Here is a 24,826-nt window from a genome sequence, read left to right as displayed (position 1 = left end):
TTATTGCAGTTCGATATTCTCGTCCCCTTTTTGATAGGGCATGAAAATCATCATGAGGGTCATCATTTCGTCGGTGGTCCTCATATCTCCATAGGAAAAGATGTTGCGCGGAGGGTTGTTCGGATTAAAGGGATTGTCGGCTGTATTGTCATAGGTACATTCGAGGTGTATCACGGAACCCTTTGGTATCCTCACTAATTTTCGGAACCGGTAGATCTCCTGCCAGCGGAAGTCCCAGCGGGGAATATGCACGAGCCGGATCGTATCGCCGCCGCCGGGAGGGATGGCATAGGCCAGGTATTCCTTCCCGATCAGGTGCATATGCGGCCAGACGTAGAGGAGGGACTGGTCGTCGCTGGGGTTGGATACTTCGAGCGTGAATTTCTGTACCTGTCCCGCTTTTATATAGAAGGGTGGATCTATTTGTTTTTCTCCGATGCCGCCCGAGCCGAAGCTGACCACTTTTACCCTGCGCTGTATAGGAGTTTTTTGAAGAAAAGGTTGGCGCCGAGCTGGACGGTCTCGTCGACGGCAGTGGGGGCGAAGTGCACGGTCAGCAGGATCACTCCGCGTTTGGGCATCACCCAGCCGATATCTTTGGGATAGGACTCGTAGCTCGTGCCGGGGATCCAGCCGCCGTAGTAGGTAATGGTCTTCCGGTAGGGCTGGTACTGGTCGAATTTCCGGCGGTCGTCCTCGGTGAGGTTGATCAGCGAATCGGTATGGTCAATATCGATCGACGGGTCCGGTACGGAGTGGATGGCGTAGTTCGCGTGGTGGATGAGTTTCTTGTTGTTGCAGTAGAACTCGATGGCTTCTACGTTGAACGAGTCTTTCAGCTCAAACGGTATCTTGAATATGATATAGCGTTCGATATTGTCACCCGTGACGTGAAAGCTGTCTTTCGCTTTCAGCACGAGGTCAGGCTTGCGGTAATAACTGGTGCCCGGGATGGAGGCTACTTCCAGCCGGGCCGTGTCCGGGCCTTTGCCGCGGGGGGCCTTGTTGTCGATCCATTGCAGGAGCAGTGATCTTTCTCTGTCGGTCAGGGTGCGGTCGTTGGCGAAATGGACGTAGCTGTTGTCGGCCTTCCAGGGCGGCATATATCCTCTCTGTACGACGTCCCGGATAAAAGAGAGTCTTTTGGTCACGTCCTCATAGGTGAGGAGTGAGAAGGGTCCGGTCTGACCGGGCTTGTGACAGGTCGAGCATTTGGTGCGGATGATTGGGGCTACATCCGTAAAGGTCTGGGCGAGGCACGGAAGGGGTGCGGCGAGAACCAGGAAGAGGGCGATGTTCAGCAGGGTTATTCTCATATCAGTAATCGTTGATCAGGCAGCCTACGGGCTTGTTATAGGGTATACGGACGGGTTGGTGCGCGAGGGTCTGGTCGATGGCGTCCCGCAGATAGAATGCGGTTGGGTGGGCGCTCTGCATCCCAAGGTCTTTTATCCAGTTGTCGATCGAGCCGTGGTATAGAATTTCTTTTTTGGTCCCAGCAGGTATACTTCGGGTGTGATCGTGGCTTTGAGGGACGCGGACAGGTTTTTGGAGGAATCGATCGTGACAGGAAAGGCGATATGATATTTGGTGGTGAATGCCAAGACTTCCGCGGTAGAGTAGGCTCTTCCGGGGACGACGCCCGAGAATTCGACCTTGCCGGCGTATTGTTTCTGAAGTTGGTTCAGTGGTAAGCTGTAGTTCTGGCAGAGGGGGCATTCCGGGGAAAGAAAGACGACGACCCGCAGGTTGGCCTGGGCCGGCTGGGTTGTAGCCGGTTGAGCGGAAGCTCCGGAGAACAGCATTGCGGACGATGCCAGCATCGACAAGAGGAATTTCTTCATGTGTCCGGTTTTCGTTGTCCTTCAAATTAAAAAACTCCGGGCTGAAAACAGCCCGGAGTCCTATATTTTTTTCTAAAGACTAGGGCGCATCCCACCAAACACGACCCGAGAAGTCGTTGGGACCAGTACCCCAGTTGCCGTCGGAGGCCATGGCCTTGAAGGCGGCCTGCTGGTTGTCGTAGTTGCGGTCCGCGGTAGTCAGGATCGTAATAGCCGCACGACGAGGCAGGGCGATTGGCGTGCCGCTGGTCGTGAGCGCTTCCCATGCGATCGTGGAGGTCGTATTGGGATAACCCGTCCGCTTCCACCATGCCCAGGCTTCGCTAGGCTGACGGAAGAAGTCCAGATAGGCCTGGCAGATGATCTGGTCGAGACCAGTAGCGGGTGAGTAAGTGACTTTGGGCTTGGCCAGGTAGTCGGAGATGGCGGTTGGGCCGATCTTGGTATACCCTTCAATGCCGGCCTCTTGTGCACGCTGGTCGTAGAAGGTGATGGAAGCCGTCACGCCGTTGTTGTACCAGGTAGCAGGCGCATCGGCTGTTATTCCTCTGTTGCCCAGCTCAGCACGGATAAAGCAATACTCGGCATAAGTAATCAGCGGGAAGAAAGCTACGCCTGTGCCGGCGCCGCTGCCTTCGTCATAGTTCGGGGCAAACAGCCTGTGCTGTAGTTGCGAATAAACGACGTCGGAGTGCAGGAAGTTATTCTGGTTAGCAGCAACATCGTCGGGGCTTGTCGGGGCGCCGACAAAAGTGCCGGTATTGACCGCAGGTTGATAAAAGATCGCTTCCCGCGGATCGCCAGTCGCGTTCATAAAATCGATGACGGGTTTTCCCGCGCAGAATCCTACCGGGTTATAGTTGCCCGTGCCGTTGGCGTAAGCGGGGCCCGCATAAAATACCCAGCTGTCGTCTACCGAAGCCATTTGGTTCGACGCGTCGGCCAGGACTTCTGTAACGATCGCCTTCATCTTCGTCGGATTACGCTTCATCAGACGCATGGCCATTTTCAGACGAGCGGCGTTACCGATCTTCGCCCATTGCGCGGCTTCTTTCGAAGCATCAGATATGCCGTGAGGAAAGAAAGGGTCCTTGGCATTTATCGGGGTCTGCGTCGCAGTCTGGGGTGTTTCGAGAACTTTTACGGCCGCCTTTATCTGGGCGTCCAGCGTATCGAACAGCGACTGCTGGCGGTCATATACAGGAGTAAATGTTCCGCCATAACGGGCCTGAAACGCCTGGCTGTACGGGATATCGCCGTTGATATCCGACACATAAAATGCATAGTACGCTTTAAAGATAGCGGCGATATTCAGCTGATACACCCTTTTCGCCTGGTCGCCCGGTTTCATCTGGGAGACAAGGTTGGTCATGTCTGTCAGATAGGTTCCAACTCGGCCATAAAAGATCTTGGAATACCTTTCATTAAAATTGCCACCCACCCTTGCGAAACCGGGGGTATTGCCGGCTGGACTTGTTGTGTACTGCATCCAGTTATTCTCCAGTCGGTACACGTCATAAAAATATTCAAAGTCGTCCTGGCAACCCGCAGCCGCGGCCGGGAACTGGTCGGCTGGGTCAACTGAATACAGCACGTCGGGGTTGAGGTTAGTCTCGATGAATGCGGACTTTTTACAGGCCCCAAACGCCAGACAGGCTATTGAGATCGATAAAATATATTTTCTCTTGTTCATAAGTTCAATTTTCGTGTTGTTAGACTTTAGAAACCGGCTTTAACACTGAATCCAAGGCTGCGGGTATAGGGCAGACCGCCGTATTCCGCGAAACCTCCTGAATTATTATTATACAAGCCTTCGGGGTTGATACCGTCCTTCGCCGTCTTGTACAGATAGCCGAGGTTGCGACCGGTGACAGTCACACGCAGCGAGCTGAACTTTGCTTTCTTGTAGATGCTCGAAGGCAGGTCATAGCCAACCGATACTTCGCGAACTGCGATCCATGAGTTTTCGAAGGTCGAATATTCGCGGATACCGCTGGACCACTGGGACAGGTTGCCATAGTAGGCATAGGCGGGAACCGGTCCAACCAACTTGGCCTTGTAGGCGTCCGCATAGCTCATACCGCTGACGTCCGTGCCGCTGATCGTGATGCCGTCGGCAAATACGCCGTCGGGGATGATACCGTCGTTGTGCGAACCGGACCCATCCGTGTAGGCGATACCGCCCGATGCTGCGTCGCGGCCTTTCAGCGAATTCTTGAAGGACCCGCCCGCGGAGCCGTACTGGTGGCTGGCAGATGCCATCAGACCACCGTATTTGGCGTCGACCTGAACGCTCAGGTTGAAGTTCTTGTAGCGGAAGGACTGTGTCGTGCTTCCCAGCCAGTTCTCCATGATGGAACCCAGTTGTTTGGTGCTGCCGTCGTAGTCCTGCGAGCGCAGATAGGAGTAGTAGCCGCCGGTAGTACCGTAGGGAGCAAGACCCAGGACTTTCTGACCCGTAGCGGCGGCATTCTTGCCGTTGTAGATGGCATAGCCATAGCCCGTGACGACAGTACCATAGCTCTTACCCGCAATAGCCTGTGCATGTTCGTCCGCACCGAAGGCTAGTTCAAGGTCATAGGAGGTCACGCCGGGATAGAGGCTGATGACCTTGTTCCTGTTCCGGGTGAAATTGATGGAGGAGTTCCACGTGAAGTCCCTTGTCTGGACCGGAGTGGCCGTCATCAATATTTCGAGACCCTGGTTCTGGATATTGCCTGCATTGATCGCCTGCGAGCTTGCGCCGCTCTCAACAGGAGTGTTGAGGGGTAGGATCTGGTTGAAAGAATTCTTTTTATACCATGCCACGTCGAAGCCCAGCCGGTTGTGGAAGAAGCGGATATCGGCTCCAAATTCCAGTTCGCGGGCGCGTTCGGCGATCAGATTCGGGTTCCCTATGCTTGAGGACTGGAAGGTGAACAACTGTTGAGTAGAATTGCTCCTTGTATTGAAAGTCCCGTTTGCCGAGTAGAACCCTGCAGTATTTGTATAGTAGGCCGTCGGATATGAACCTGACCAACCAAGACTTGCCCTCAGCTTACCAAAGGACAGGATGGTGTTCGAGTTCTTGATGGAGGGCAGCTCCGTAAACGTCCAGGCCAGACCAAAGGACGGGTAGACAATGGAATACTTACCGTGACCATCCTTGTAGGTCAAAGAAGAGACCCAGTCATTACGAACGGTAAAATTGGCCGTCAGCATATTCTTCCAGGTAAGATCGCCCATCACATAGACGGCATCATTCCGGAATTTGAGATATGGTGCGTCTACGTTGGGATCATAGTTATTGACCGTTATTTTCGCCGGACTGACGGAATTGGCTATATTATAAAGGCCCGGAGCGAGGAGGCCACCCTGCGTCTCCAGCTTGATAGACTGCCCGCCAAGTCTGCGATATGTTTCGCCACCCGCGGATGCATTCAGGTTGAAATCTTCGCCGAAGTCTTTGGTGTAATTCAACAGACCCTGCACACGGACATTCTGGTAGCTGCTCTTTGTAAGGACGTAGCTGCCACCGGAGAATCCCCTTCCTGTGCCGTTGACCTTCTCTTCCGAATTGTCATTGTAGGTATTCACGTTGCTCCTTACCAGGCCAGACAGACCGGGTGCCAATTTAATGGTCAGGTCAATATTGGCGAGCAGATTATTCTCTTTCTGGGTGCTATTGTCCTGGAAATAGTTCCACATCGTGTGCGCGAGATAGTAGGGGTCGCCACTGGGGCCGGTCTTCTGGCCACCGTTGATCGTGTCGATATAGTTGTTCCTCCACCATTCGATCGGCGCATTACGCGGCATGAAATAGGTAAAGGCGAACAGCGGGCTGTAGTTGCCACCCTGCCAGATCGGGTTCTTGATCGTGGACATCGTATAGCTGACGCTGGCGTCGAGGTTGATGAGACTGCCTATCTTATGGGTTGCCCGCAGCGAGAAGGCATCTCTCTGCAACTTGTTGTTCGGCATGATGCTATTGTTCTGCAGATCGGATACTGAGAAACGATAAGTGCTGCCTTCGTTGCCGCCTTCTACTGCCAGGTTCGTATTGATATATTTACCTGTCTGGAAGAACTTCAGTGGATTGTTGGCGACCCAGGGCACCATCTGGCCGTTGATGTCCTTGACCGTATGACCGTCGAATTTCGGTCCGAACGACTGGTTGGCGTCGGGGGTGTTGTAGATGCTCGCGTTCAGCGGATCGACGATGTCGTTGCCCTGAGCGTCCTTATCGAAAGTGGGTTTGATACCACCGCCGTAGGTATTCTGATAGTCGGGCAGCTTGTAGGCATGGTCGAAAGACTCGGTATGCGTGATGCTGATGCCGAGGTCTTTACGGGCGCGACCTTTTTGGTAGTGATCAGCAGCACGCCGTCCAGGCCCTTGCTGCCATATAATGCGGTAGCGGCAGAACCTTTCAGTACGTCGATGCTTTCGTAGTCATCGGGATTCAGGTCCTTAATGATATTTCCCATGTCGCGGTTCTGGCCCCATGAGTCGGCTCCGGTATTTCCGGGCTGGATCAGGATACCGTCGATGACGACCAGCGGCTGCGTATTCGGTTTGAGACTCGCATTACCACGGATGCGGATTTTGGCGCTGGAGGAAGGACCACCGGCGCCCTGGCCGATGAACACACCGGCGACCTTACCCTGAAGGGCGTCGACGAAGTTCGCGTTATTCGCGCGGGTGATCTCGTCGCCCTTGATCTGGGTAACCGAGTAAGGAACCTTGCGGAGGTTGGTCTTCGTACCGAAACCGGTCACCACCAGCTTCGTTGAGGTTCTTGGGGTCATTGTGCATCGCGACAGTCATCGTGCTGCCTGTGATGTTGACTTCCTGAGACAGGAAACCGATGCCAGAAAACAACAGATGTCCGCCTCTTTCTGCGTTGATCTTGAAATTTCCAAGGGCGTCGGTCGACGTACCGCCTTTGGCGCCTTTGACTGAAACACTGATTCCTGAGAGGGGATTTCCGACACTGTCCCTTACACTACCGGTCACTGGTATCCGGTCCTGGGCAAGTAGTGCCGCGCTCCATGTGCATAGCAGTAGCAGGAGCAAATGAGCCTTTAACTTTCTCATCGACTTATTGTTTTGGTTTAAGAAAATGAAACTATTTCCGTATGGCTGGTAACCTTATCACAGCGCCATCACTGTGTTATTTGTTTTCTTAGTGTGTCCTTTTTCGTAATTATCCATGACCAGTGCCGCCGCTCCGATCAGTTCCGCGTCCAGCCCGAGCTCGGACACTTCGATGACCGTATTGGCCGAAAGCCTGGGTATACAGTGCTCGTGTAACGCCTGCTGCAGCGGTACCCTCCAGATCTTCCCGGCGAATGAGCCTCTTCCGCTGAGCACGATCGCCTCCGGATTCAGCAGGTGGATCAGGATCGCTACGCCTCTGCCGATATGGTAAGCGGCTTCGGACAGCAGCTCGACCGCGAATTTGTCCCCCTTCTCCGCCGCCTTGATCACAGCCATCGAGGCCATGTCCAGATCGGCCATCAGCTGCTCGCTCTTCAGTGTCGTCACCCTCCCTTCTTTTATTCCTTCCCTCGCTTTTTCGACTACGACCAGCAAAGAGGCCTCGGTCTCGAGGCATCCGCTCTTGCCGCAGGAGCAGAGCTTATTATTGGAGAACAGCGGGATATGGCTGAACTCACCCGCGAAACCTTCGTGACCCCGGAACAGCTCGCCATTCATCACCAGTCCCAGACCGATACCCCATCCGAGGTTGATCACCATCGCGCTCTTTCTGTCCCTTGCGGCTCCGAACCGGTATTCTGCCAGGGCGATAAGGCTTGAGTCGTTCTCGATATGTACGGGCAATTTCAGTCGTTCGCTCAGATACTGGGGTATGGACCTCCCATTGGATTCGAGGAACGAGTAGTTGATCCCTTTTGCCGCGTCCACGAATCCCGGCATGCCGATGCCGACACCCGCGATCTTTTCGCGCCGGATACCCGAGCGGCTGATATGCGATTCGACCTTTTCCAGCAGCGTCTCCAGCGCCTGCGGATTTTTTCCCAACGGCAGCTGAAACCGTTCGCATTCCGTCACCTGTTTGTGATTCATATCCATGATCACTATGCGACTGAAGTGCTGGTCCATTGCTACCGACACTACGTAGAGCACATCGGGCCGGAGGGAGTACATCAGTGGCCGGCGTCCCCCTGTCGACGGGGCATAGCCGATCTCAATAATGTATTGCTCTTCGATGAGCTCATTGACCATTTTCGTAGTGAGCGGGAGACTTTTTTTGTTTGTAGGCTAAGGTCGGAGCAGGATAAGGTCTTGGCGAAGTACAGTTCCCTTATAATCTGTCTTTTATAAAATACAGTTTTGGACATTTCCGCCGTTTTGGTCCGCTAATTTAACATTAAGTTAAATAACTTTCATAAAAAAGTAAAGAAGTCGCTGTATTTTTTTATCGAAGTATGATTTTAATCTTCTAAAATGTCGGAAAAGGCCCCTGAACTCGTATTTAGCGTCGCAGGAGCAGCGGGTCGGCTTGTGTGGATAGGTCGGGCGGACAGGTATGGCAGCTATTTCTTTTTGAATTTCTGGATCGCGTTGCGGCTGAAGGGGCTTAGGATCAGGCGGCCGCTGATAGCTGCCTTCTCAAGCAGCAGATGGTCCCAGTGTTCTGTGCCCTTCCAGAGGCTCTGTTTTAATAAGGCCATAGCTTCAGGGTTGGAGTGCGCCAGGTTCTCGGACAGGCGGCGGATGGACTCGTCCATTTCGGCCACATTGCTATGCAGTTCGCAATAAAGGTTCCTTCTCCTCGCCCATTCGGCGTCCCGCCACATGGTGGCGTCGATCGCGAGGCTGCTGAAGGCCGCCACACCCATCTTTCTTTCGACGGCGGGTCCGACCACGAACGGGCCGATGCCGATGGCCAGCTCACTCAGCTTGACGTCCGCGCCGCTGACGGCGATGGCATAGTCCGCCGCGGCTACGAGACCGACCCCTCCGCCCACGCATCTGCCCTGTACGCGAACGATGATGAATTTCGGGCACTTGCGCATGGCATTGATAAGGTGCGCGAAGCCGCTGAAGAACTGTATACCCTGGTCGGCGGTCTCGATGGCGAGCAGTTCGTCGAAGAACGCCCCCGCGCAGAACGCTTTTTCGCTGCCGCTACGGATGACGATAACCTTTGTATGCTGGTCGTTGCCTGCGCTGTGGATCTCGCGGGTCAGCGCTTCCAGCAGCGCGCCGGGCATGGAATTGCTTTGCGGGTGGAAAAACTCGATCGTCGTTACGCCATTGTGGGTCTCGGTCTGTACATGTCCTTCTTTGATCGCGTGGTGCATATGAGAGGTGGTTTTAGGATCGTTGGCTAATGTCTGACGACTGCGTACCCGGGCCCGGCGGACCCTGGCTCGGCCTTCGCCTGAACCATCGTCAGTATAGTCGCTATGGCTACGGACTCCCCCGTATTATCATAGACATCTACATACCACTTAACGATGCCCCGGGGGATATCAGTATCCAGTTTTTTCCTGGGGTATTTTTCTTTGCAGGTCAGCTTTACGCCGATGGTCGTCCCGGCATAAACTGGTTTCAGGAACCGGCATTCTTCCAGCCCGTAGTTGAGCATGACGGGTCCCTTGCCGGCGTCTACGAACAGTCCGGCGGCGGCGCTGAGGATAAGGTAACCGTGGGCCACGGGTTTTTCAAAGAGGGTGCCTTCGAGGGAGGTATGGTCCGTATGCGCGTAGAAGTGGTCCCAGCTCAGGTTGGCGAAATTGGAGATGTCCGCTTCCGTGATGGTTCTTTTATGTGTGATCACCGTATCCCCTATCTGCAGCTCCTCGAAGTACTTCCGGAAAGGATGCTTTTCGTCAACCGCCTGGCGGGCACGGGGCTGATAGGTATGTGTGAGCCCCGTGATCATGGTTGGCGAGCCCTGTACCGCAACCCGCTGCATATAGTGTTTTACGCCGCGGATGCCTCCCATCTCCTCTCCTCCTCCTGCGCGTCCCGGTCCGCCGTGAACGAGCAGCGGCAGGGGCTGCCGTGTCCGGTGCTTTCCTTCGCGCATTCTTCGTTGAGGATGAGTATGCGGCCGTGGTGGGTGGCGGCGCCCAGGACATAGCGGCGGGCTATATTTGTGTCGGCCGTGACGATCGAGCTGCAGAGCGACCCTTTCCCTTTTCTGGACAATTCGATGGCCTCGTCCATTCCCTTGTAGGGCATCAGCGTACTGACGGGGCCGAAGGCTTCGATCTCGTGTGGCTCTTCGCTGGTAAAAGGGGTCGTATTCAGCAACAGCAGGGGGCTGATAAATGCGCCCTTCTGAGAGTCGGCGTCGATCACTTCCACACTGTCCAGCGAACCATAGACCAGTTGCGAGCTGGCCAGCAGTCGGCGAACCTGGGTCCGCACTTCCTCCCGCTGGGACTGGCCGGCGAGCGAGCCCATCCTCACTTTTTCGTTCTCCGGATTGCCGATGGTGGTCTGGGAGAGCGCCTTTGTCAGGGCCTTCCAGCTGTCTTCGAGGCGGTTCTCAGGGACGAAGATCCGTCTCACCGCGGTACATTTCTGGCCAGCCTTGACCGTCATTTCTTTCCGGAGCTCTTTGACGAACAGGTCCCATTCCCCACTTGCCGGGCATAATGTCCTCTCCGAGTACCAGGCAGTTGAGGGAGTCGGCCTCCATATTAAAAGGGGTATTCTCTTTCAGGATCCGGGGGTGGGCCTTCAGCAGCTGGCCGGTGGACGCCGATCCGGTAAAGGTGACCACGTCCTGGGACTCCACGTGGTCGAGGAGGTCGCCGGCGCTGCCGCAGATCAGCTGCAGGGCGCCGGACGGCAGGATCCCGGATGCGGCGATCTCGCGTACCACCGCCTCGGTCAGAAAGGAGGTGACGGTGGCGGGTTTTACCACGGCGGGCACGCCTGCCAGCAGGTTGACCGCTATTTTCTCCAGCATGCCCCAAACGGGGAAATTGAACGCATTGATATGGATGGCGACCCCTTCTTTCGGCACCAGCAGGTGCTGGCCCATAAAGGTGCCGGCCTTACCGAGGTTATGTCCTTCTCCGTCGAGGCAGAAGGTTTCATCGGGAAATTTGCGGCGGAGGGAGGCATAGGAGAAAAGATTGCCGATACCCCCTTCGAGGTCGATCCAGCTGTCGGCCCGGGTGGCGCCGGTGAGATAGCTGATGCGGTAGAATTGATCGAGGTGTTCGCGCAGGTGCATGGCCGGGGCCCGCAGCATCCTTCCCCTTTCCGGGAAGGTCATGCGGCGCAGGGCCGGGTTACCGGTCCTGCGGGCGTAGTTCAGGATGCCGGCAAAGTCGAGCCCTTTTGTGGTGGCGTTGGTGATGACTTCTCCGTTGAACGCATTATATAGAGGCTGGCCTTCGCCATCGCCGGAAATCCAGGATCCGGTGATATAGTTCTCAAGCTTCAGCATAGACGTCAATCGTTGTTTTGTCGAAGGTAGTAAAGTTTAGCAGGCCGGTGCCACTCTGACAGGAAGAAAAGATTGGTCAGCAATTTGTCCCTGTTGGTGCTATGGAAAGTACATATTCATGGATCGACTATGCACCTCAGCGGGATGCTGAGCTGCTTGACAGCTATTCCCGGACGATCACGGGAGTGGTGGGGCAGGTGGCCGAATCGGTCGTGCATATACAGGTGATGAAGCCGGTGGAGGAACGTGCAGGGGGCAGGCCGGGGGGCCTGGTGGTTCACGGCTGCCCCAGGTCCGGGGCGGGGAGCCCAGGCTGGCGCCGGGATCGGGTTCGGGGTTTATCATCAGCACGGATGGATTCGTAGTCACCAATAACCACGTGATCGAGAATGCAAAAGAAATAAGCGTTTCGCTGGCGGACGGGCGCACGGTCCAGGCGGAGCTGAAAGGCGCGGACCCTTCGACGGATATTGCCGTGCTGAAGATCGACGTCAGCGGCCTGAAGTCGCTGAGCTTTGCGGATTCCGAGAGGCTGCAGCCGGGTCAGATAGCTATCGCCATCGGCAACCCTCTCGGGCTGCAGCATACGGTGACGGCGGGAGTCGTCAGCGCGCTGGGCAGGACGCTGCGGGCCAGCAATGGACGGTTAATCGACGATATCATCCAGACCGACGCTTCGCTGAACCCGGGTAATTCGGGCGGGCCGCTGGTCAATTCGCTAGGGCAGGTGATCGGCGTCAATACCGCCACGATCCTGTCGGCACAGGGCCTGTGCTTCGCCGTTTCGGCCAATGTAGCTGCATTTGTGGCAGGGAAACTGATCATGGAAGGCCGCGTAAAGCGGGCCTATCTGGGGATCGCCGGGCAGGTCGTCAACCTCACGGGTCGGATGGTCGCCGCCAACAGACTGGAAAAGAATACCGGAGTCTACGTATATGAGGTCGTTGCCGACCAGCCGGCCTACAATAATGAGATCAGGACGGGGGATATTATCGTCTCCTTCAATGGGAAGCCAGTGGGTACGGTAGATGAGCTGCACAAGCAGCTGGGGGCCGATGCGATCGGACGCTCGGTCGAGCTCGGCGTGCTCCGGAATGGTCAGAAATTGCTGCTACACGCCATCCCGGCGGAAATGAGGTAGATTCGGCGGCCAGGGACACGGCTGGTTCACGCTTGGATCACGCCGCCAGACCGGGGCCTGATTCGCGGTTCACGAAGAGGCCAGCTACGCGCGGTCCCGGATATCGATCTCTTTACTGAGTGAGCCGAAGATCTCGTCGACATCCCCTTCGCCGTGGACAAAGACAACCTTGTCATACTTCTTGTAGTAGTCGGCGACGGCCGCGGTCTTCTTCTCATATTCACCGATACGGGCGGCGATGATCTCCTCGTTGACATCGTCAGAACGGCCGGAGGTCAAACCTCTGTTGAGAAGCCTCTTGATCAGCTCTTCCTGGCTGACCTGGAGCGCCAGAACGATGGCGATGGATGTGCCTTTCTGGTTAAGCAGCTTGTCGAGGGCTTCGGCCTGGGCGGTGGTACGGGGGAAGCCGTCGAAAAGGAAGCCGTGGGCCTGCGGGTTATTGTCGAGAGCCGAGCTGATCATTTCGATGACGACCTCATCGGGAACCAGCTGTCCCTTGTCCATAAAACTTTTGGCAGCCAGTCCCAGAGGGGTCTGACCAGCAATCTCGCTGCGAAGCAAATCCCCGGTACTCAGGTGTTTGAGACCATATTTCGAGATCAGCCTTTCCGATTGCGTGCCCTTTCCGCTGCCGGGAGGGCCAAATAAAATTAAATTGAACATAATACGTACTACTTACCCTTGTGAGTGACAAATATAACTCACACACCTTAAAAATTCTTTAACAATTTTTGACTCTTCGGTGAAAATTGATTGAATTAGGGTAGAATTACAGCGGTTTCGTAAACCCGGAAGGGATGGAATTGTTGAAATAAAACCGATTACGCAAAAAAACAGCGATATGGATACAGCTAAAAAGGAAAACAACCCGGTCTATTCCCACAAGGATTCGACCCCGGTCACAATCACGGATGAACAATGGAGGAAGATCCTGTCTAAAGACGTCTACGCCGTAGCCCGGATGAAGGGCACGGAGCGGCCCGGCAGCAGCCCTTACGAGCATTCCACGGAGATCGGCACGTTCTACTGTGCCGTGTGCGGGAATCCGCTGTTCCGGAGCGACGCCAAGTTCGAGAGCGGGTGTGGCTGGCCCAGTTTTTACGAGCCGATCAGTAAGGCCAGCATCATTTATACAGCCGACCATTCCTATGGGATGGACAGGACGGAAGTGACGTGTGGCCGTTGTAAGTCCCACCTGGGGCATGTCTTTAACGACGGGCCTCCACCGACGGGACTGAGGTATTGCATCAACGGAGTAGTTTTGGACTTTGAAAAGGCGCAGGACGCGGAGAAAAAATATAACGACGAACACAAGAACTAAAAGCTATGACAACAACAAGAATTGGATGGATCGGCCTTGGAAATATGGGCGTGCCCATGGCAAAGAATCTGGTAAAGGCGGGTTTTGCGGTAACAGTCTACAACCGGACGGCGGCGAAGGCCGAGCCGCTCCGGGAAGCGGGCGCCTCGGTCGTGGGCAATGTTGCGGAACTCTGGGGAAATGCAGACGTCGTCATCACGATGGTCTCGGACGACAATGCGTTAAAACAGGTGCACGACGGCGGACTGGAAGCGACAGCCCCCGCGGGCAAGCTGGTGATCGATATGAGCACAGTGTCTCCCGCCACTACGCGGGAGCTGGCCGCCCGGCTCGCTGCGAAAGGGATAGAATATCTGGACGCGCCGGTTTCGGGAAGCGTCAAGCCCGCGGAGCTCGGGCAGCTGGTCGTTATGGCGGGGGGCAAGCGATCCGTGTACGAGTCGGCGCTGCCGATATTTGAAAAATTGGGCAAGGTCTCATTCTATATGGGGCCGCAGGGCGCGGGGAATGCCGCGAAGCTGGCCATCAATCTGTATCTGGCCTTCAATATGCAGGGAATGGCCGAATCGGTAAATTTTGCGAAGGAGAACGGCATACAGCCAGCGGATATGATGGCAGCCATCAACGAGAGCGCGCTGAGCAATGCTTTCACAAAGCTCAAGACACCCAATCTGGTAAACGACCAGCATCCCGCCGCTTTTGCGCTGCGGCTGATGGCCAAGGATCTGCGGCTGGCCAAAGAGCAGGGGCTGCATACACCGGGCGGGCTTGTGCTCGAGGACAGTTATCGCAGGGCTGCAGCGGAAGGACTTGGAGATGAGGACCTTTCGGCGATACTGCGGTATGTTGCCGGTAAGTAATTTATATTTTGCAGGCAGGTCGTTAGCCTGTATTTTTGCACCCCGATTCCACCCTGGCCGGCCTCCGGTTGTCCAGGGTGGTCAATCAGCCAACTTAGCTCAGCTGGTAGAGCATTTCATTCGTAATGAAAGGGTCGTCGGTTCGATTCCGATAGTTGGCTCAAACTTCAACAAAGACGTCACTATCCATGAAGCTATCGCATCTGGCAGAGACACTGATCGGCTCGGAGATCGTCAAACTAGGTGGAGAGATCAGGGACAAGATCAGGAAAGGAGAAAAGATCTACAATTTCACGGTAGGCGATTTTGATCCCGCTATATTTCCCATCCCAAAAGAGCTGGAAGACGCTATTATCGACGCTTACAGAAAGCATTTCACCAACTATCCGGCGGCGGAGGGCAACCTGGACCTGCGCGAATCGATAGCCGTCTTCCTGAAAGACAGGGAAGAGCTCGTCTATAACACGGACGAGATCCTCGTATCCAGCGGAGGACGACCGCTGATCTATTCGCTGTTCAGGACCCTGATCGACAAGGGTGACAAAGTCATCTATGCGGTGCCGTCCTGGAACAACAATCACTATACTCATCTCAACGGCGGGGAGCATATAGTCGTCGAGGCAACGGCGGAGAATAATTTCATGCCGACGGCGGATGCACTGCGTCCCCACGTGAAGGAAGCTACGCTCGTCTGTCTCTGCTCGCCGCAGAACCCCACGGGGACGACGATATCCCGAAAGGACCTTTCGGCGATCTGCGAGCTGGTGCTGGAAGAGAACGCTCGTCGCGGGCCGGACGAGAAGAAGCTGTATGTACTCTATGACCAGATGTACTGGCAGCTGACCTACGGCGCGATAGAACATTTCAATCCCGTCTCCCTCTACCCTGCGATGCGGGAGTATACGATCTTTATCGACGCCATCAGCAAGGCATTTGCGGCTACTGGTGTACGTGTGGGCTGGTCTTTTGGTCCCGCGGAGATCATCGGCAAGATGAAGGCGATCATGACGCATATCGGGTCGTGGGCGCCGATGGCGGAGCAAAAGGCGACTGCCGTCTATTTGCTGCAGAAGGACAATATCAATTCTTACCTCGCCGGTTTCAAGGGAGCCGTGTCGTCGAGGCTGCAACAGATATACGAAAGCTTTGTGGCGCTGAAGAAGGATGGCTATTGCGTAGACGTGCTGGCGCCCGAGGCGGCTATCTATCTTACGATAAAGATCGACCTGAAAGGGAAGAAGACCCAGCAGGGTGTGATGTTGAAGGAACAGTCCGACGTTACGTCTTATCTGCTGAATGAGGCGGGTCTGGCGATCGTGCCGTTCTCAGCTTTTGGTGCGTCAAAGACTTCGCCGTGGTACAGACTCTCGGTCGGTACGTGCAAACTGGAAGACATTCCTGAAATGATCGGAAAATTACGGGATGCGATGAGCAGGTTGGTGTAAAAGTTTTGTCGCTTAGTTCTTATTACAGATAAAGAAAAAAGGTTTCAGTTCTTTCTGACGAACTATCTTTTGGATGCTTTCTCTTTTGCAGAGCGTTTTGTGGCGGTTGACATCGAACACTTCGTGGGCAGTGCAGAATGATTCGAATGTCTCGAAATGGAACAGCAGGTCGTTCAATTGTTCCAACTCTCGTTCCATCGATTTTTCGTTCATGTGTTCATCTTTCACCAGAACAAGCAAATCCCTGTTACAAGCTTTCATTTTCTATTAGATTTTAATAACCAGACATTCCTTTTGTTATTCCGCAACCACATTTTTTGCTGCTTCCACCCATGCTACCACGTCCGGTGCTGCAGCTAAACAATACAATGGTACTAAATAATAACAATAGAGTCGATATTGTCTTTGTGGTTTTCATTGTCTTATTCCTCCTAAATTAACTAATTTGTCTTAAAAATAGTATCCCCGGTTGCCGAATCCAGTAAAAATTAACAATCCCCCTGCTAAAGACCTAAAGGTAGTTTTAGCGCCGCTGGATTGGGGCCTCGGGCACGCAACCAGGTGTATCCCAATAATTAAAGAATTAATAAATCAGAAATGTACGGTGATCGCCGCGGTTTCGGGTGTTCAGAAAGAGGTATTGGTCAGGGAAATCCCGGATCTCGTCATCGTAGAAATACCGGGTTACAACATAAAATATGACAAAAACCGTGCCCTCACGATCCTTCGTCTTATTTTTTCCATTCCAAAAATATTGATCCGCGTCAAGCGGGAAAATGCGTGGATGAGGCGCTGGGCGCGGCTGGAGCGCCCGGACCTGATCATCTCCGACAACCGCTATGGGCTCTATGCGCCGGGAGTATTTTCGGTCTTTATGACCCACCAGCTGCAGATCCGGACGCCCTGGGGGGTATTGCTGACCGTTGGTTGCAGCGGATGAATTATTCGCTGATCCGGCGGTTCCGGATGTGCTGGGTACCGGACGTGGAGGGGAAGGACGGGTTGGCTGGGGAGTTGTCCCATCCAGGGAAGATGCCGGATATGCCTGTTCGTTATGTGGGGTGGTTGTCGAGGTTTGCGGGTCGTGCGGCGGGGGCTGGCCAGGGGGGCGGTCGCGCGGCGTCGGCAGGGCCCGGTACGGGTCCATGGGGGCTGGAGGGCGGCCGGGGGGATAACGTCGATCTGCTCATACTGCTATCGGGTCCGGAACCGCAGCGGACTCTGCTGGAGAGGCGCCTGCTGGACCAAATGGCGGACTATTCCGGCCGGGTGGTGCTGGTGAGGGGTCTGCCGGCCGGGGCTCCGGCTACAGGTGTTTCCGCGACGCTCCCGGAAGGGCCGACGGGCGCGTCGCCGAGGGTAAACTTGCCCCAGCGGGTAAGGGTATACGATCATTTGCCGGCGGATGAACTGGAGGAATTGATCCGCGGTGCGGGGCAGATCATCTGCCGGTCGGGATATAGTACGGTGATGGACCTGGTGCGGCTGGGGAGGCGGGCGATAATGGTCCCGACCCCCGGCCAGACCGAGCAGGAATATCTGGGGAACTATCTGGCGGCGCGGGGCTGGGCGGTCTGTATCGACCAGAAAGGATTTTCGTTGATGGATGCGCTGGCGGCGGCGAAGGGGGAATGGGGGGAACAGGGCGCAGGGGAGGGGAGGGAGATGGATATACCGGGTGTGCGGCAGTTGCCTGACCCGGCGGCGGGGGAAGGGTTGTTACGGCAGGCGGTAGCCGAAGTCTTGGCCATGGTCAGGCGTGAACTGGACGCCGCGCGTGAACCAGAGGCTGATCGTGAACCAGGAGTTTCGCGTGAACCGTGACGGGCTGGGGCGTGAACCGTGACGGGCTGGGACCTGAACCGTGACGGGCTGGGAAGCGGACCGTGACCGGCGTGAACCGGCAGATTAGTCGTGACCCCGGCCTTGGGATAGTCAAAGAACCAGAACTGCGCAGTGGCGGAAAGGAAGTCCTTCCAGTGATCGACCCCGGCCCTAACGGCGAAGATCGCGCAGGTGGGCATATTGTCCAGCCGGACGGTACTGAGGATGTTGGCAAAAGCGGTGATGCCGGGATTATGCGAAAACAGCGCGACGGCCTCGTCTTTGTCGTCGAGGTCGGTCACTACCGTCCGGAAAATCTCTGGTGTAGCATGATAGAGTTCGGGGATGAACTGGATCTCCCGGTGTTTTATACCGTAGGCCTCCGCAAAAAATTCGGCGGTCTGGCGGGCCCTTTTGGCGGGGCTGGATACGAACCGGTCGATCGAAACGCCGTCTCCGATGAGCCTATTGGCCATGGCGGGCGCATCCCGCCGGCCCCTGTCATTGAGAGGGCGGTCGAAGTCCTTCATATCAGCGTCGTCCCAGCTGCTCTTCGCGTGTCTTACTATCAAAAGGGTCTTCATCAGAGGGCTTATTCCATCTCAATCTACGATAATATTTGACAGCGGGCCCGCGGCGGCAGTGATTAGCGTAAATTATATGTCAAAGGCCTGGGAATTGATAAAATTAATAAGCGACACCGTATTCTTCAGCTTGAGCTTTTTGAGAATATTGTGCCGGTGAACCTCCACGGTTTTCAGGGATATACTGAGTTCGGAGGCGATCTCCTTGGAAGAGAGGCCTTCCTTCAGCGCCCTGACGATCTGCATCTCACGGTCGGAGAGGTTGTTGATATCCGGATTGGCCTGGTCTCCGTGGAGGAGCTGGTCCGAGAGGATATTCTTTACTTCCTGGCAGATGTATACATGATTATTGCTCACTTCCGCAATGGCTGTCAGCATTTCCTGTCGGGGGAGTTCTTTGTCACGTAGCCTTTTGCCCCGAGACGGAGCATTTTTTTTGCGTAGGCGGGCTGGGAGTGCATGGATACACCGATGATCTTTGAACCGGGGGAATATTTACGGATCATCTTGAGCACGTCGAACCCACTCATGGGGGCCATGTTGATATCCAGCAGGACAACGTCGGGTCTTTTGTCCCTTGCCAGTTCAACGGCTCTTTCACCGTCACCACATTCAGCTACAACATCGAAGTTTTCATTTTTTCCCAATAAAAAACTCCATGTTTCCCGGATTAACGTATGATCATCAACGATCATAATAGAAACTTTCTTCATAACGCTTAACTTTTGAAAACAAAATGATCAGGCATTACTAACGGAGCGCTTAAACCAGTGCAGATTCTTTTAAGGGGATTTGGGTACTAGCAGGTAAACTTATATAATATTAAGGATTTTCTCTGATAACCCCAATTAGTACTTTAATTTTTTTATCGGACTGGGATCATTTTGAGCCGGTTATGATTATTACGCGGGGGTATATGGGTAATTACCCCAGGAGGCTGCGGCTGAAGCCATGCCGCGCTAAAGTTCCGGGGACTATCCTTCGGGGTTAGTATCCGCGGACGTTCTTTCCTTCCATATAGTTCATAAAGGCCTTGTTAACGACCCTGTTACCTCCCGGAGTAGGATAATTACCGGTAAAATACCAGTCCCCTGTATTGGTAGGACATGCTTTGTGCAGGGAATCGATCGTCTGAAAGATCACCTGTACGGGAGTAGTAATATCCGGTGGTGTGATGAGCTGTGCGACCTTATTGGAGATCTCTTCGTCGGTAAAGGGCTGGTAGACCTTTTGGGCCACGTTTTCCGTGTGCAGCTGACCGGTACGCTGGAGTTCCTTACACCGTTCGTAAAACTCCTGCAGACAGCTCTCCCTGCCCCTTTCCTTCCAGAGTTCCACTGCTGCGCGGAAGGCAATGAAGTCGCCCATTTTGCTCATATCAATGCCGTAGCAGTCGGGATAGCGGATCTGGGGCGCGGAAGAGACGACGATTATTTTCTTAGGTTCGAGACGGGTGAGCATCCGGACGATGCTTTCCTTCAGCGTCGTTCCCCTGACTATGGAGTCGTCGATGACGACCAGGGTGTCGACGCCTTTCTGGACGGTGCCATAGGTGACGTCATAGACGTGCTGCACCATTTCGTTGCGGCTGGTGTCTTCCGTGATGAAGGTGCGCATCTTGACGTCCTTGATCGCGACCTTTTCGACGCGGATCTTGCGGCTCAGCATTTCCACCAGCTTGTCCTTATTGATGTCGTTGCCCCACGACAGAATTCGCTGGATCTTGACGCTTTCGAGGTAGTCGTCGACGCCTTTCCAGAGTCCGTAGAATGCGACTTCCGCGGTATTGGGGATGAAAGAGAAGATGGTATTCTTGAGGTCGTGGTTGACTGCGTTAAGCACCTGTTCGCTGAGGTTATAGCCCAGTGCAATGCGTTCGCGGTAGATCTTTTCGTCGCTGCCGCGAGAGAAGTAGATCCGCTCAAAACTACAGGCGCGCCGCACTTTGGGTTCGAGGATCGTCTCGACGGAGACCTCGCCGCCTGCTTTTACGATCAGGCCTTTTCCGGGCATCAGTTCCATTACTTCGTTCTCGCCGACATTGAACACCGTGCGGATGGCAGAGCGTTCCGAGGCGGCTACAACGACGTCGTCGTTGATATAATAATAAGCCGGGCGGATGCCGTGGGCGTCGCGGAAGACAAAACTGTCTCCGTTGCCTACGAGACCCCCTACCGTAAATCCGCCGTCGAACAGGGAGACGGCCTTTCTCAGGAGTCCTACCAGATCGAGATTGCCTGGTGCGGCTTCGTCGGCCTTGACCTGAAAGCTGGTGGATGACCTCCATCATGGCAGCCAGGTCGCTCTGTTTCTGAAATTCGCCGGGGTCGATGTCGATGAGGTCGAACAGCTCGTCGGTATTGACCAGATTAAAGTTGCCGGCCAGGGCCAGATTGCGGGCCGGGATGGTATTCCTCTTTATAAATGGATGACAGAATTCGGCGTTGTTCCTCCCCTGAGTGCCATACCGGAGATGGCCGAGCAGCAGCTCGCCTACAAAGGAGATATGGCCTTTCATCAGGCCGGGGTGTTTGGTGACGTCGGGCTGGTATAGTTCGAGGTCCTTGACCTCACCCATGATCTTCGAGAAAACGTCCGCGATGGGCTGGTTGTTGGCGCTTCGGATGCGGTGGAGGAAGGGGTGACCGGGCTCTACATTCAACTTTACCGCTGCGACCCCTGCGCCGTCCTGACCGCGGTTGTGTTGCTTTTCCATTAGCAGGTACAGCTTGTTCAGACCGTAGAGGACAGTGCCGTATTGCTGCAGATAATGAGAGAACGGCTTGCGTAACCTAATGAATGCCAGCCCACATTCATGTTTTATTGCATCGCTCATGCTTTGGCCCTCCCCCGGGAGATGGGTGAATTCCCGAAAGAAGCCGCAAAGTTAGTGACTAAAGAGTTAAAGAAAAAGAAAAGTTAACACCGTTAGCGGTGAGGGGGGACCCCCGTCAAAAAACCCCCAGTCTTCATAGGCTTGGGGGCGGTGCACAACAGGAATTTGAACACTCTTTTTTGGGAACCGAAAATCCCATCGGTCTTTCTAAGGATTGGATAATAAAATCTTTATGAGCGACTTCATGCTGTAAAAATGCACTAAAGCGGTTAGTTTATGAAGAAAAACGGAAGGGAATTGGCCGGTTTAGGGGAAAACCCGGTCAATTTTAAGTGTTAACCCTGACGTTCTGCACCCTCGTACGGATATAACAATTTAATAATGAATATGTTGCTCTAGATATAAGTGGCGTTTGTATTGATAAAGTTGACGAGTGAGGCCGAGTTCTTAAGTTTCAGCTTCTTGAGGATATTGTGCCGGTGCACTTCCACCGTTTTGAGGGAAATGTTCAGGCTGGTGGCTATCTCTTTTGATGAGAGGCCTTCCTTGATGAAGTTGATGATCTGCATCTCTCTTTCCGTCAGTGCATTGATATTCGGCGAGTCCTCCTTTTCGTCCAGCAGCTGTTCGGAGATGATGTTCTTGATCTCGTCGCAGATGTATTTGTTGCCGTGGTTGACCTCGAGGATGGCCTTGATCATCTCTTCCTTGGAAGAGTTCTTGGTGACGTAGCCACGGGCCCCCATCTGCAGCATTTTTTTCGCATAGGCGGGCTGGGAGTGCATGGAGACACCGATGACCTTCGAGCCGGGAGAGATCTTCCGGATGCGCTGGGTAGCCTCCAGACCGGAAAAGGGGTCATATTGATATCCATCAGGACGACATGGGGACGTTTGGTTTTTGCCAGCTCCACTGCCTCCTGCGCATCTCCGCACTCAGCTATGACCTGGAACCGCGCGTCACTATTCAGGATATAACTCCAGGTCTCCCGGATCAGCTTGTGGTCGTCGGCAATCAGAATATTGATCTTACTCATATAGGATTGTTTTAAGATACATTTTTATTAAATCACTGCGCCAGCGGACCCGTGCTCCGCTCTACCGGTACCTGCACTCTTAGCTTGCAACCGCGGCCCTCCGCGGTCTGAATGGTCACTTTTCCTCCAAAAAGGTCAGCCCGGCTCATTATATTGGACAGGCCCAGGCCCTTCTTCCTGACCTTCTCCGGATTAAAGCCTTTCCCGTCGTCGGTGATGCTCAGTTCGATATTGTTCTCGGTCTCTTCATAGGTCAGTTCGATGATGAGGTGACGGGCGCCGGAATGTTTTATCACGTTGTTGGTCTGTTCCTGGATGATCCGGAAGAGCATGAGCTTCGCCTTGTCGCTGATCTTCTCGTCGAAATTACCGATGGGATAGAATTCGATATGGATAGCGCGGGTCATCTTTATGCTTTCAACGAGGTCGACGATCGAGTCACTGGAGCCCAAGGTCTCCGATACTGGATGGGACGAGGGACCCGGAAATATTGCGGATCTCGTGGATAGCGTGATGGATATTGCCCGCGCTGCGGGTGATGAGGTTCAGTCGTTCGTCGTTGTCGTTCCTTGCCAGCTCGAGGTATAGCTTGGTAGTGGAAAGGATCTGGTTGATGTTGTCGTGCAGTTCTTTTCCGATCTCCGCCCTTTCCTTTTCCTGTGCGTCGACCATTGCCTGCGCGACCATCTTTTGTTTGTCGAGCTCCTGCCGGAGAAGGATATCCTCCATCCTTTTGCTTTCGATGATGACGGCGACCAGGTTGGCGATCCTTTCGAACGTGTCCATTTCGACGTCCGTGGGTGATTTGGCCGTGTCGTAGTAGACCGCGAAAGCAGCAAGCACGTCGCCGCGGTCATCCATTACCGGTATAGACCAGCAGGCGCGGAGACCGAACCGAAGGGTCAGGTCGCGGTAGTCTTCCCAGAGCGGGTCGGTGGCGATGTCGCTGACGATGACGGTCTCTTTCCTGTACATGGCCGTGCCACAGCTGCCGGCGCGGGGTCCGATGGGAAGTCCGTCAATCGCGTGGGCGTAGATGGCGGGAAGTCCCGGCGCGGAGAGAAGTCTCACGCTGCTGCCGTCCTCGTCGAGGGTGAGCACACAGCAATACATGCCGGGGAATATTCTCTGAATGCCTTTGAGGAAATTGTTGAGGATAGCTCGGAGACTCATTCGTTTGCCGGTGTTCAGCTCGAGGACTTTTTCTCGAGCGCCAGCAGGGCCTCCTGTTTTTTGCGGATCGTCACGTCTTTGAAATACGCAAACAAGCCCTTGTCGGAGGGATAGAGGCTCATTTCGAGCCACCGATCCGAACGCTCATTGTATTGATCAAACGTGACCGTCATTTTCTTTTTGAAGGCCTTGTGAAAGGACTGCCAGGTATCTGTATCGACCAACCCAGGTAATTTCTCCCAAATAGTTCTGTCTACGATCTCAGCGGCGGAAATTGCTGTGATCCTCTCGGCCTCACGGTTCCAGAGTTTTACCCTAAAGTGTTGGTCCAGCACAAAAAACCCATCCGTTATGCTTTCGAGGATGTCGGCGATCTGTCCGGCAGACCGACGCAGCTGGAGCCCGGCCTTTATTTGGTTCGGTTGTACCGGCTTGACCTCTGTGATATCCTTGTTGAGGATCATAACCCCGGAAATCCGCCGATCACTATCCCTGACATAACGGAAAGAGCAAATAAGATACGATTTTTTTCCGTCATTGGAAAGATATGTCGCCTCGCCTTCCCAAAAGCCGTTGTCGCGAAGAAGGGCTTGCACCTCTTCTTCCGTGGTATTCGCATAGTCATAACGGACCAGATGGTTCAGGCGCTGACCAATGACCTCCCGGACAGGGATACCGTAAAATCTCTCCGCTGCGTTGTTCCAATAGACGATATGTCCCTGTGTATCTGTGGTAATGATGATATCGGATACCTGTCTGATAAGACCCGCTGGTATTGGCATCTCTTCCTGGACGAGGGTCTTTCCTGCTGCCGGCGCCGGGAATGGGTCTGCATAGATCTTCAGACCGGTGAACTGCCAGCCGCCGTCGGCCGGCTCCATGCCGTAGCGGGGAATGGGTGTCCAGCGGATAATAAATGATTTGGCGCCGGGAGTCTGGACGGAAAGGTCGATGGTGCGGGGCATTCCCTGGCCATGGCTGTCGGGGCCGGGCTGGGGATCGGTCTTTCCCAGGCGGGCGAAGACCTCCAATATGCTAACCCCTAAAAAGTCATGGATATTCCTTCTTTTCAGTAAGGCGGCAAACCGGGTGCATGTGGACGTGACGGCCCCGTTCGGGGCAACATGCATAAAATAAGGTTGTCTGAACTGCTTTATCGTAGGCACGGACTTTTGGGCGCTACTTAGCATACATTTTTATTTGGGCCGGCGGACCCGGGGCCCGCAAGATGGTCAAAATTCATGAATGGTGCGTCACCGCATCAAATTGCGCTATCAAATTACTAAAGAAGCATGTATGCGCTTCGAAATAATATGTTATTTCGAAGGCTTTAAGGGTTTA

Annotated in this window: 30 protein-coding genes, 1 tRNA gene and 1 pseudogene; 8 read left to right on the top strand and 24 right to left on the bottom strand. The window is 54.4% G+C overall.

Going from position 1 to position 24,826, the window contains the following annotated elements; genetic code table 11:
- The 12 genes from ACQ86N_RS46150 to ACQ86N_RS46095 form a co-directional block, all read right to left on the bottom strand.
- Positions 1-462 (bottom strand): hypothetical protein, encoded by a 462-nt coding sequence (locus ACQ86N_RS46150; protein ID WP_431212952.1) that lies wholly within the window; start codon positions 460-462, stop codon positions 1-3.
- A 2-nt stretch (positions 463-464) separates the two neighbouring features.
- Complete coding sequence (locus ACQ86N_RS46145) at positions 465-1,316, bottom strand: hypothetical protein (protein ID WP_431212951.1); 852 nt, start codon at positions 1,314-1,316, stop codon at positions 465-467.
- 132 nt (positions 1,317-1,448) lie between these two features.
- A complete protein-coding gene (locus tag ACQ86N_RS46140; protein ID WP_431212950.1) occupies positions 1,449-1,844 on the bottom strand; it encodes a redoxin domain-containing protein in 396 nt (131 codons plus the stop codon).
- 79 nt (positions 1,845-1,923) lie between these two features.
- Positions 1,924-3,537 carry a SusD/RagB family nutrient-binding outer membrane lipoprotein gene (locus tag ACQ86N_RS46135; protein ID WP_431212949.1) on the bottom strand — a complete coding sequence of 538 codons (1,614 nt, stop codon included), beginning with the start codon at positions 3,535-3,537 and terminating at the stop codon, positions 1,924-1,926.
- A gap of 26 nt (positions 3,538-3,563) precedes the next feature.
- Complete coding sequence (locus ACQ86N_RS46130; RefSeq protein WP_431212948.1) at positions 3,564-5,942, bottom strand: hypothetical protein; 2,379 nt, start codon at positions 5,940-5,942, stop codon at positions 3,564-3,566.
- A gap of 86 nt (positions 5,943-6,028) precedes the next feature.
- Entirely contained in the window at positions 6,029-6,631 is a 603-nt protein-coding gene (locus ACQ86N_RS46125; protein ID WP_431212947.1) for a TonB-dependent receptor plug domain-containing protein, read from the bottom strand.
- Complete coding sequence (locus ACQ86N_RS46120) at positions 6,513-6,920, bottom strand: carboxypeptidase-like regulatory domain-containing protein (protein ID WP_431212946.1); 408 nt, start codon at positions 6,918-6,920, stop codon at positions 6,513-6,515. Before ACQ86N_RS46120 ends, ACQ86N_RS46125 begins: the two co-directional genes overlap by 119 nt.
- A gap of 57 nt (positions 6,921-6,977) precedes the next feature.
- The gene (locus ACQ86N_RS46115; protein WP_431212945.1) at positions 6,978-8,072 is read right to left on the bottom strand and encodes an ROK family protein; all 1,095 of its coding nucleotides are present in this window, start codon (positions 8,070-8,072) and stop codon (positions 6,978-6,980) included.
- A 311-nt stretch (positions 8,073-8,383) separates the two neighbouring features.
- Positions 8,384-9,154: an enoyl-CoA hydratase/isomerase family protein gene (locus ACQ86N_RS46110; protein ID WP_431212944.1), complete on the bottom strand. Its 771-nt coding sequence runs from the start codon at positions 9,152-9,154 to the stop codon at positions 8,384-8,386.
- Between the two features lie 26 nt (positions 9,155-9,180).
- On the bottom strand, positions 9,181-9,885 hold the full coding sequence (locus ACQ86N_RS46105; RefSeq protein WP_431212943.1) for a MaoC/PaaZ C-terminal domain-containing protein: 705 nt from the start codon (positions 9,883-9,885) through the stop codon (positions 9,181-9,183).
- Positions 9,780-10,406: an aldehyde dehydrogenase family protein gene (locus ACQ86N_RS46100; RefSeq protein WP_431212942.1), complete on the bottom strand. Its 627-nt coding sequence runs from the start codon at positions 10,404-10,406 to the stop codon at positions 9,780-9,782. The genes ACQ86N_RS46105 and ACQ86N_RS46100 overlap by 106 nt, the downstream gene beginning before the upstream one ends.
- Positions 10,351-11,262 carry an aldehyde dehydrogenase family protein gene (locus ACQ86N_RS46095; protein ID WP_431212941.1) on the bottom strand — a complete coding sequence of 304 codons (912 nt, stop codon included), beginning with the start codon at positions 11,260-11,262 and terminating at the stop codon, positions 10,351-10,353. Before ACQ86N_RS46095 ends, ACQ86N_RS46100 begins: the two co-directional genes overlap by 56 nt.
- Positions 11,263-11,363: 101 nt before the next feature.
- Between ACQ86N_RS46095 and ACQ86N_RS46090 the strand changes: the two genes are divergently transcribed.
- Together ACQ86N_RS46090 and ACQ86N_RS46085 are read left to right on the top strand one after the other, a co-directional pair.
- Entirely contained in the window at positions 11,364-11,627 is a 264-nt protein-coding gene (locus tag ACQ86N_RS46090) for a hypothetical protein (protein ID WP_431212940.1), read from the top strand.
- 14 nt (positions 11,628-11,641) lie between these two features.
- Positions 11,642-12,403 carry a S1C family serine protease gene (locus ACQ86N_RS46085; protein ID WP_431212939.1) on the top strand — a complete coding sequence of 254 codons (762 nt, stop codon included), beginning with the start codon at positions 11,642-11,644 and terminating at the stop codon, positions 12,401-12,403.
- Between the two features lie 84 nt (positions 12,404-12,487).
- Here the strand turns inward: ACQ86N_RS46085 and ACQ86N_RS46080 are convergent, their stop codons facing one another.
- Positions 12,488-13,069, bottom strand: a complete 582-nt coding sequence (locus ACQ86N_RS46080; RefSeq protein ID WP_431212938.1) for an adenylate kinase — start codon at positions 13,067-13,069, stop codon at positions 12,488-12,490.
- Positions 13,070-13,247: 178 nt separating this feature from the next.
- On the opposite strand from ACQ86N_RS46080, the gene msrB reads away from it, so the two are divergent.
- The 4 genes from msrB (at position 13,248) to ACQ86N_RS46060 (ending at position 16,032) form a co-directional block, all read left to right on the top strand.
- On the top strand, positions 13,248-13,727 hold the full coding sequence (msrB, locus tag ACQ86N_RS46075) for a peptide-methionine (R)-S-oxide reductase MsrB (protein WP_431212937.1): 480 nt from the start codon (positions 13,248-13,250) through the stop codon (positions 13,725-13,727).
- A gap of 5 nt (positions 13,728-13,732) precedes the next feature.
- On the top strand, positions 13,733-14,587 hold the full coding sequence (locus ACQ86N_RS46070; RefSeq protein ID WP_431212936.1) for an NAD(P)-dependent oxidoreductase: 855 nt from the start codon (positions 13,733-13,735) through the stop codon (positions 14,585-14,587).
- An 88-nt stretch (positions 14,588-14,675) separates the two neighbouring features.
- Positions 14,676-14,748 (top strand) — tRNA-Thr (locus ACQ86N_RS46065).
- A 27-nt stretch (positions 14,749-14,775) separates the two neighbouring features.
- Positions 14,776-16,032, top strand: coding sequence for a pyridoxal phosphate-dependent aminotransferase (locus tag ACQ86N_RS46060; protein WP_431212935.1), 1,257 nt, complete (start codon positions 14,776-14,778; stop codon positions 16,030-16,032).
- 12 nt (positions 16,033-16,044) lie between these two features.
- On the opposite strand, the gene ACQ86N_RS46055 is transcribed toward ACQ86N_RS46060, so the two are convergent.
- The gene (locus ACQ86N_RS46055) at positions 16,045-16,260 is read right to left on the bottom strand and encodes a hypothetical protein (RefSeq protein WP_431212934.1); all 216 of its coding nucleotides are present in this window, start codon (positions 16,258-16,260) and stop codon (positions 16,045-16,047) included.
- Positions 16,261-16,636: 376 nt separating this feature from the next.
- Here ACQ86N_RS46055 and ACQ86N_RS46050 point away from each other — a divergent pair, with 376 nt between their 5' ends.
- Together ACQ86N_RS46050 and ACQ86N_RS46045 are read left to right on the top strand one after the other, a co-directional pair.
- Positions 16,637-16,972 carry a hypothetical protein gene (locus ACQ86N_RS46050; protein WP_431212933.1) on the top strand — a complete coding sequence of 112 codons (336 nt, stop codon included), beginning with the start codon at positions 16,637-16,639 and terminating at the stop codon, positions 16,970-16,972.
- The gene (locus ACQ86N_RS46045; protein ID WP_431212932.1) at positions 16,969-17,856 is read left to right on the top strand and encodes a glycosyltransferase; all 888 of its coding nucleotides are present in this window, start codon (positions 16,969-16,971) and stop codon (positions 17,854-17,856) included. The genes ACQ86N_RS46050 and ACQ86N_RS46045 overlap by 4 nt, the downstream gene beginning before the upstream one ends.
- Before the next feature lie 419 nt (positions 17,857-18,275).
- On the opposite strand, the pseudogene ACQ86N_RS46040 reads toward ACQ86N_RS46045, so the two are convergent.
- The 10 genes and pseudogenes from ACQ86N_RS46040 to ACQ86N_RS45995 all read right to left on the bottom strand — a co-directional run.
- Positions 18,276-18,386 (bottom strand): annotated as a pseudogene (locus ACQ86N_RS46040) (SixA phosphatase family protein); the annotation flags it as partial.
- Between the two features lie 126 nt (positions 18,387-18,512).
- The gene (locus ACQ86N_RS46035) at positions 18,513-18,818 is read right to left on the bottom strand and encodes a response regulator transcription factor (RefSeq protein WP_431212931.1); all 306 of its coding nucleotides are present in this window, start codon (positions 18,816-18,818) and stop codon (positions 18,513-18,515) included.
- Positions 18,812-19,153, bottom strand: a complete 342-nt coding sequence (locus ACQ86N_RS46030) for a response regulator (protein ID WP_431212930.1) — start codon at positions 19,151-19,153, stop codon at positions 18,812-18,814. Before ACQ86N_RS46030 ends, ACQ86N_RS46035 begins: the two co-directional genes overlap by 7 nt.
- A 274-nt stretch (positions 19,154-19,427) precedes the next feature.
- Entirely contained in the window at positions 19,428-20,462 is a 1,035-nt protein-coding gene (locus ACQ86N_RS46025) for a hypothetical protein (RefSeq protein WP_431212929.1), read from the bottom strand.
- Positions 20,368-21,276, bottom strand: a complete 909-nt coding sequence (locus ACQ86N_RS46020) for a hypothetical protein (protein WP_431212928.1) — start codon at positions 21,274-21,276, stop codon at positions 20,368-20,370. Before ACQ86N_RS46020 ends, ACQ86N_RS46025 begins: the two co-directional genes overlap by 95 nt.
- Before the next feature lie 395 nt (positions 21,277-21,671).
- Entirely contained in the window at positions 21,672-22,073 is a 402-nt protein-coding gene (locus tag ACQ86N_RS46015; RefSeq protein WP_431217874.1) for a LuxR C-terminal-related transcriptional regulator, read from the bottom strand.
- Positions 21,974-22,312, bottom strand: coding sequence for a response regulator (locus ACQ86N_RS46010; protein WP_431212927.1), 339 nt, complete (start codon positions 22,310-22,312; stop codon positions 21,974-21,976). The genes ACQ86N_RS46015 and ACQ86N_RS46010 overlap by 100 nt, the downstream gene beginning before the upstream one ends.
- 32 nt (positions 22,313-22,344) lie before the next feature.
- Positions 22,345-22,764: a sensor histidine kinase gene (locus ACQ86N_RS46005; RefSeq protein WP_431212926.1), complete on the bottom strand. Its 420-nt coding sequence runs from the start codon at positions 22,762-22,764 to the stop codon at positions 22,345-22,347.
- Entirely contained in the window at positions 22,751-23,485 is a 735-nt protein-coding gene (locus ACQ86N_RS46000; protein WP_431212925.1) for a GAF domain-containing protein, read from the bottom strand. Before ACQ86N_RS46000 ends, ACQ86N_RS46005 begins: the two co-directional genes overlap by 14 nt.
- Before the next feature lie 14 nt (positions 23,486-23,499).
- Positions 23,500-24,675 (bottom strand): PAS domain-containing protein, encoded by a 1,176-nt coding sequence (locus tag ACQ86N_RS45995; protein ID WP_431212924.1) that lies wholly within the window; start codon positions 24,673-24,675, stop codon positions 23,500-23,502.
- Positions 24,676-24,826 lie beyond the last annotated feature (151 nt).

The organism is Puia sp. P3, assembly GCF_050632245.1.
Taxonomy (GTDB): domain Bacteria; phylum Bacteroidota; class Bacteroidia; order Chitinophagales; family Chitinophagaceae; genus Puia.
This window is presented reverse-complemented; position numbering and strand designations above follow the sequence as displayed.

What these genes read in the sequence shown, in the direction of transcription:
- ACQ86N_RS46145 (WP_431212951.1), bottom strand. Translation starts at nt 1,316, where the DNA reads ATGAGAATAACCCTGCTGAACATCGCCCTCTTCCTGGTTCTCGCCGCA.
- ACQ86N_RS46140 (WP_431212950.1), bottom strand. Translation starts at nt 1,844, where the DNA reads ATGAAGAAATTCCTCTTGTCGATGCTGGCATCGTCCGCAATGCTGTTC.
- ACQ86N_RS46135 (WP_431212949.1), bottom strand. Translation starts at nt 3,537, where the DNA reads ATGAACAAGAGAAAATATATTTTATCGATCTCAATAGCCTGTCTGGCG.
- ACQ86N_RS46130 (WP_431212948.1), bottom strand. Translation starts at nt 5,942, where the DNA reads ATGGTGCCCTGGGTCGCCAACAATCCACTGAAGTTCTTCCAGACAGGT.
- ACQ86N_RS46125 (WP_431212947.1), bottom strand. Translation starts at nt 6,631, where the DNA reads ATGACCCCAAGAACCTCAACGAAGCTGGTGGTGACCGGTTTCGGTACG.
- ACQ86N_RS46120 (WP_431212946.1), bottom strand. Translation starts at nt 6,920, where the DNA reads ATGAGAAAGTTAAAGGCTCATTTGCTCCTGCTACTGCTATGCACATGG.
- ACQ86N_RS46115 (WP_431212945.1), bottom strand. Translation starts at nt 8,072, where the DNA reads ATGGTCAATGAGCTCATCGAAGAGCAATACATTATTGAGATCGGCTAT.
- ACQ86N_RS46110 (WP_431212944.1), bottom strand. Translation starts at nt 9,154, where the DNA reads ATGCACCACGCGATCAAAGAAGGACATGTACAGACCGAGACCCACAAT.
- ACQ86N_RS46105 (WP_431212943.1), bottom strand. Translation starts at nt 9,885, where the DNA reads ATGCGCGAAGGAAAGCACCGGACACGGCAGCCCCTGCCGCTGCTCGTT.
- ACQ86N_RS46100 (WP_431212942.1), bottom strand. Translation starts at nt 10,406, where the DNA reads ATGACGGTCAAGGCTGGCCAGAAATGTACCGCGGTGAGACGGATCTTC.
- ACQ86N_RS46095 (WP_431212941.1), bottom strand. Translation starts at nt 11,262, where the DNA reads ATGCTGAAGCTTGAGAACTATATCACCGGATCCTGGATTTCCGGCGAT.
- ACQ86N_RS46090 (WP_431212940.1), top strand. Translation starts at nt 11,364, where the DNA reads ATGGAAAGTACATATTCATGGATCGACTATGCACCTCAGCGGGATGCT.
- ACQ86N_RS46080 (WP_431212938.1), bottom strand. Translation starts at nt 13,069, where the DNA reads ATGTTCAATTTAATTTTATTTGGCCCTCCCGGCAGCGGAAAGGGCACG.
- msrB (WP_431212937.1), top strand. Translation starts at nt 13,248, where the DNA reads ATGGATACAGCTAAAAAGGAAAACAACCCGGTCTATTCCCACAAGGAT.
- ACQ86N_RS46070 (WP_431212936.1), top strand. Translation starts at nt 13,733, where the DNA reads ATGACAACAACAAGAATTGGATGGATCGGCCTTGGAAATATGGGCGTG.
- ACQ86N_RS46060 (WP_431212935.1), top strand. Translation starts at nt 14,776, where the DNA reads ATGAAGCTATCGCATCTGGCAGAGACACTGATCGGCTCGGAGATCGTC.
- ACQ86N_RS46045 (WP_431212932.1), top strand. Translation starts at nt 16,969, where the DNA reads ATGAATTATTCGCTGATCCGGCGGTTCCGGATGTGCTGGGTACCGGAC.
- ACQ86N_RS46035 (WP_431212931.1), bottom strand. Translation starts at nt 18,818, where the DNA reads ATGCTGACAGCCATTGCGGAAGTGAGCAATAATCATGTATACATCTGC.
- ACQ86N_RS46030 (WP_431212930.1), bottom strand. Translation starts at nt 19,153, where the DNA reads ATGAAGAAAGTTTCTATTATGATCGTTGATGATCATACGTTAATCCGG.
- ACQ86N_RS46025 (WP_431212929.1), bottom strand. Translation starts at nt 20,462, where the DNA reads ATGGAACTGATGCCCGGAAAAGGCCTGATCGTAAAAGCAGGCGGCGAG.
- ACQ86N_RS46020 (WP_431212928.1), bottom strand. Translation starts at nt 21,276, where the DNA reads ATGAGCGATGCAATAAAACATGAATGTGGGCTGGCATTCATTAGGTTA.
- ACQ86N_RS46010 (WP_431212927.1), bottom strand. Translation starts at nt 22,312, where the DNA reads ATGAGTAAGATCAATATTCTGATTGCCGACGACCACAAGCTGATCCGG.
- ACQ86N_RS46000 (WP_431212925.1), bottom strand. Translation starts at nt 23,485, where the DNA reads ATGAGTCTCCGAGCTATCCTCAACAATTTCCTCAAAGGCATTCAGAGA.
- ACQ86N_RS45995 (WP_431212924.1), bottom strand. Translation starts at nt 24,675, where the DNA reads ATGCTAAGTAGCGCCCAAAAGTCCGTGCCTACGATAAAGCAGTTCAGA.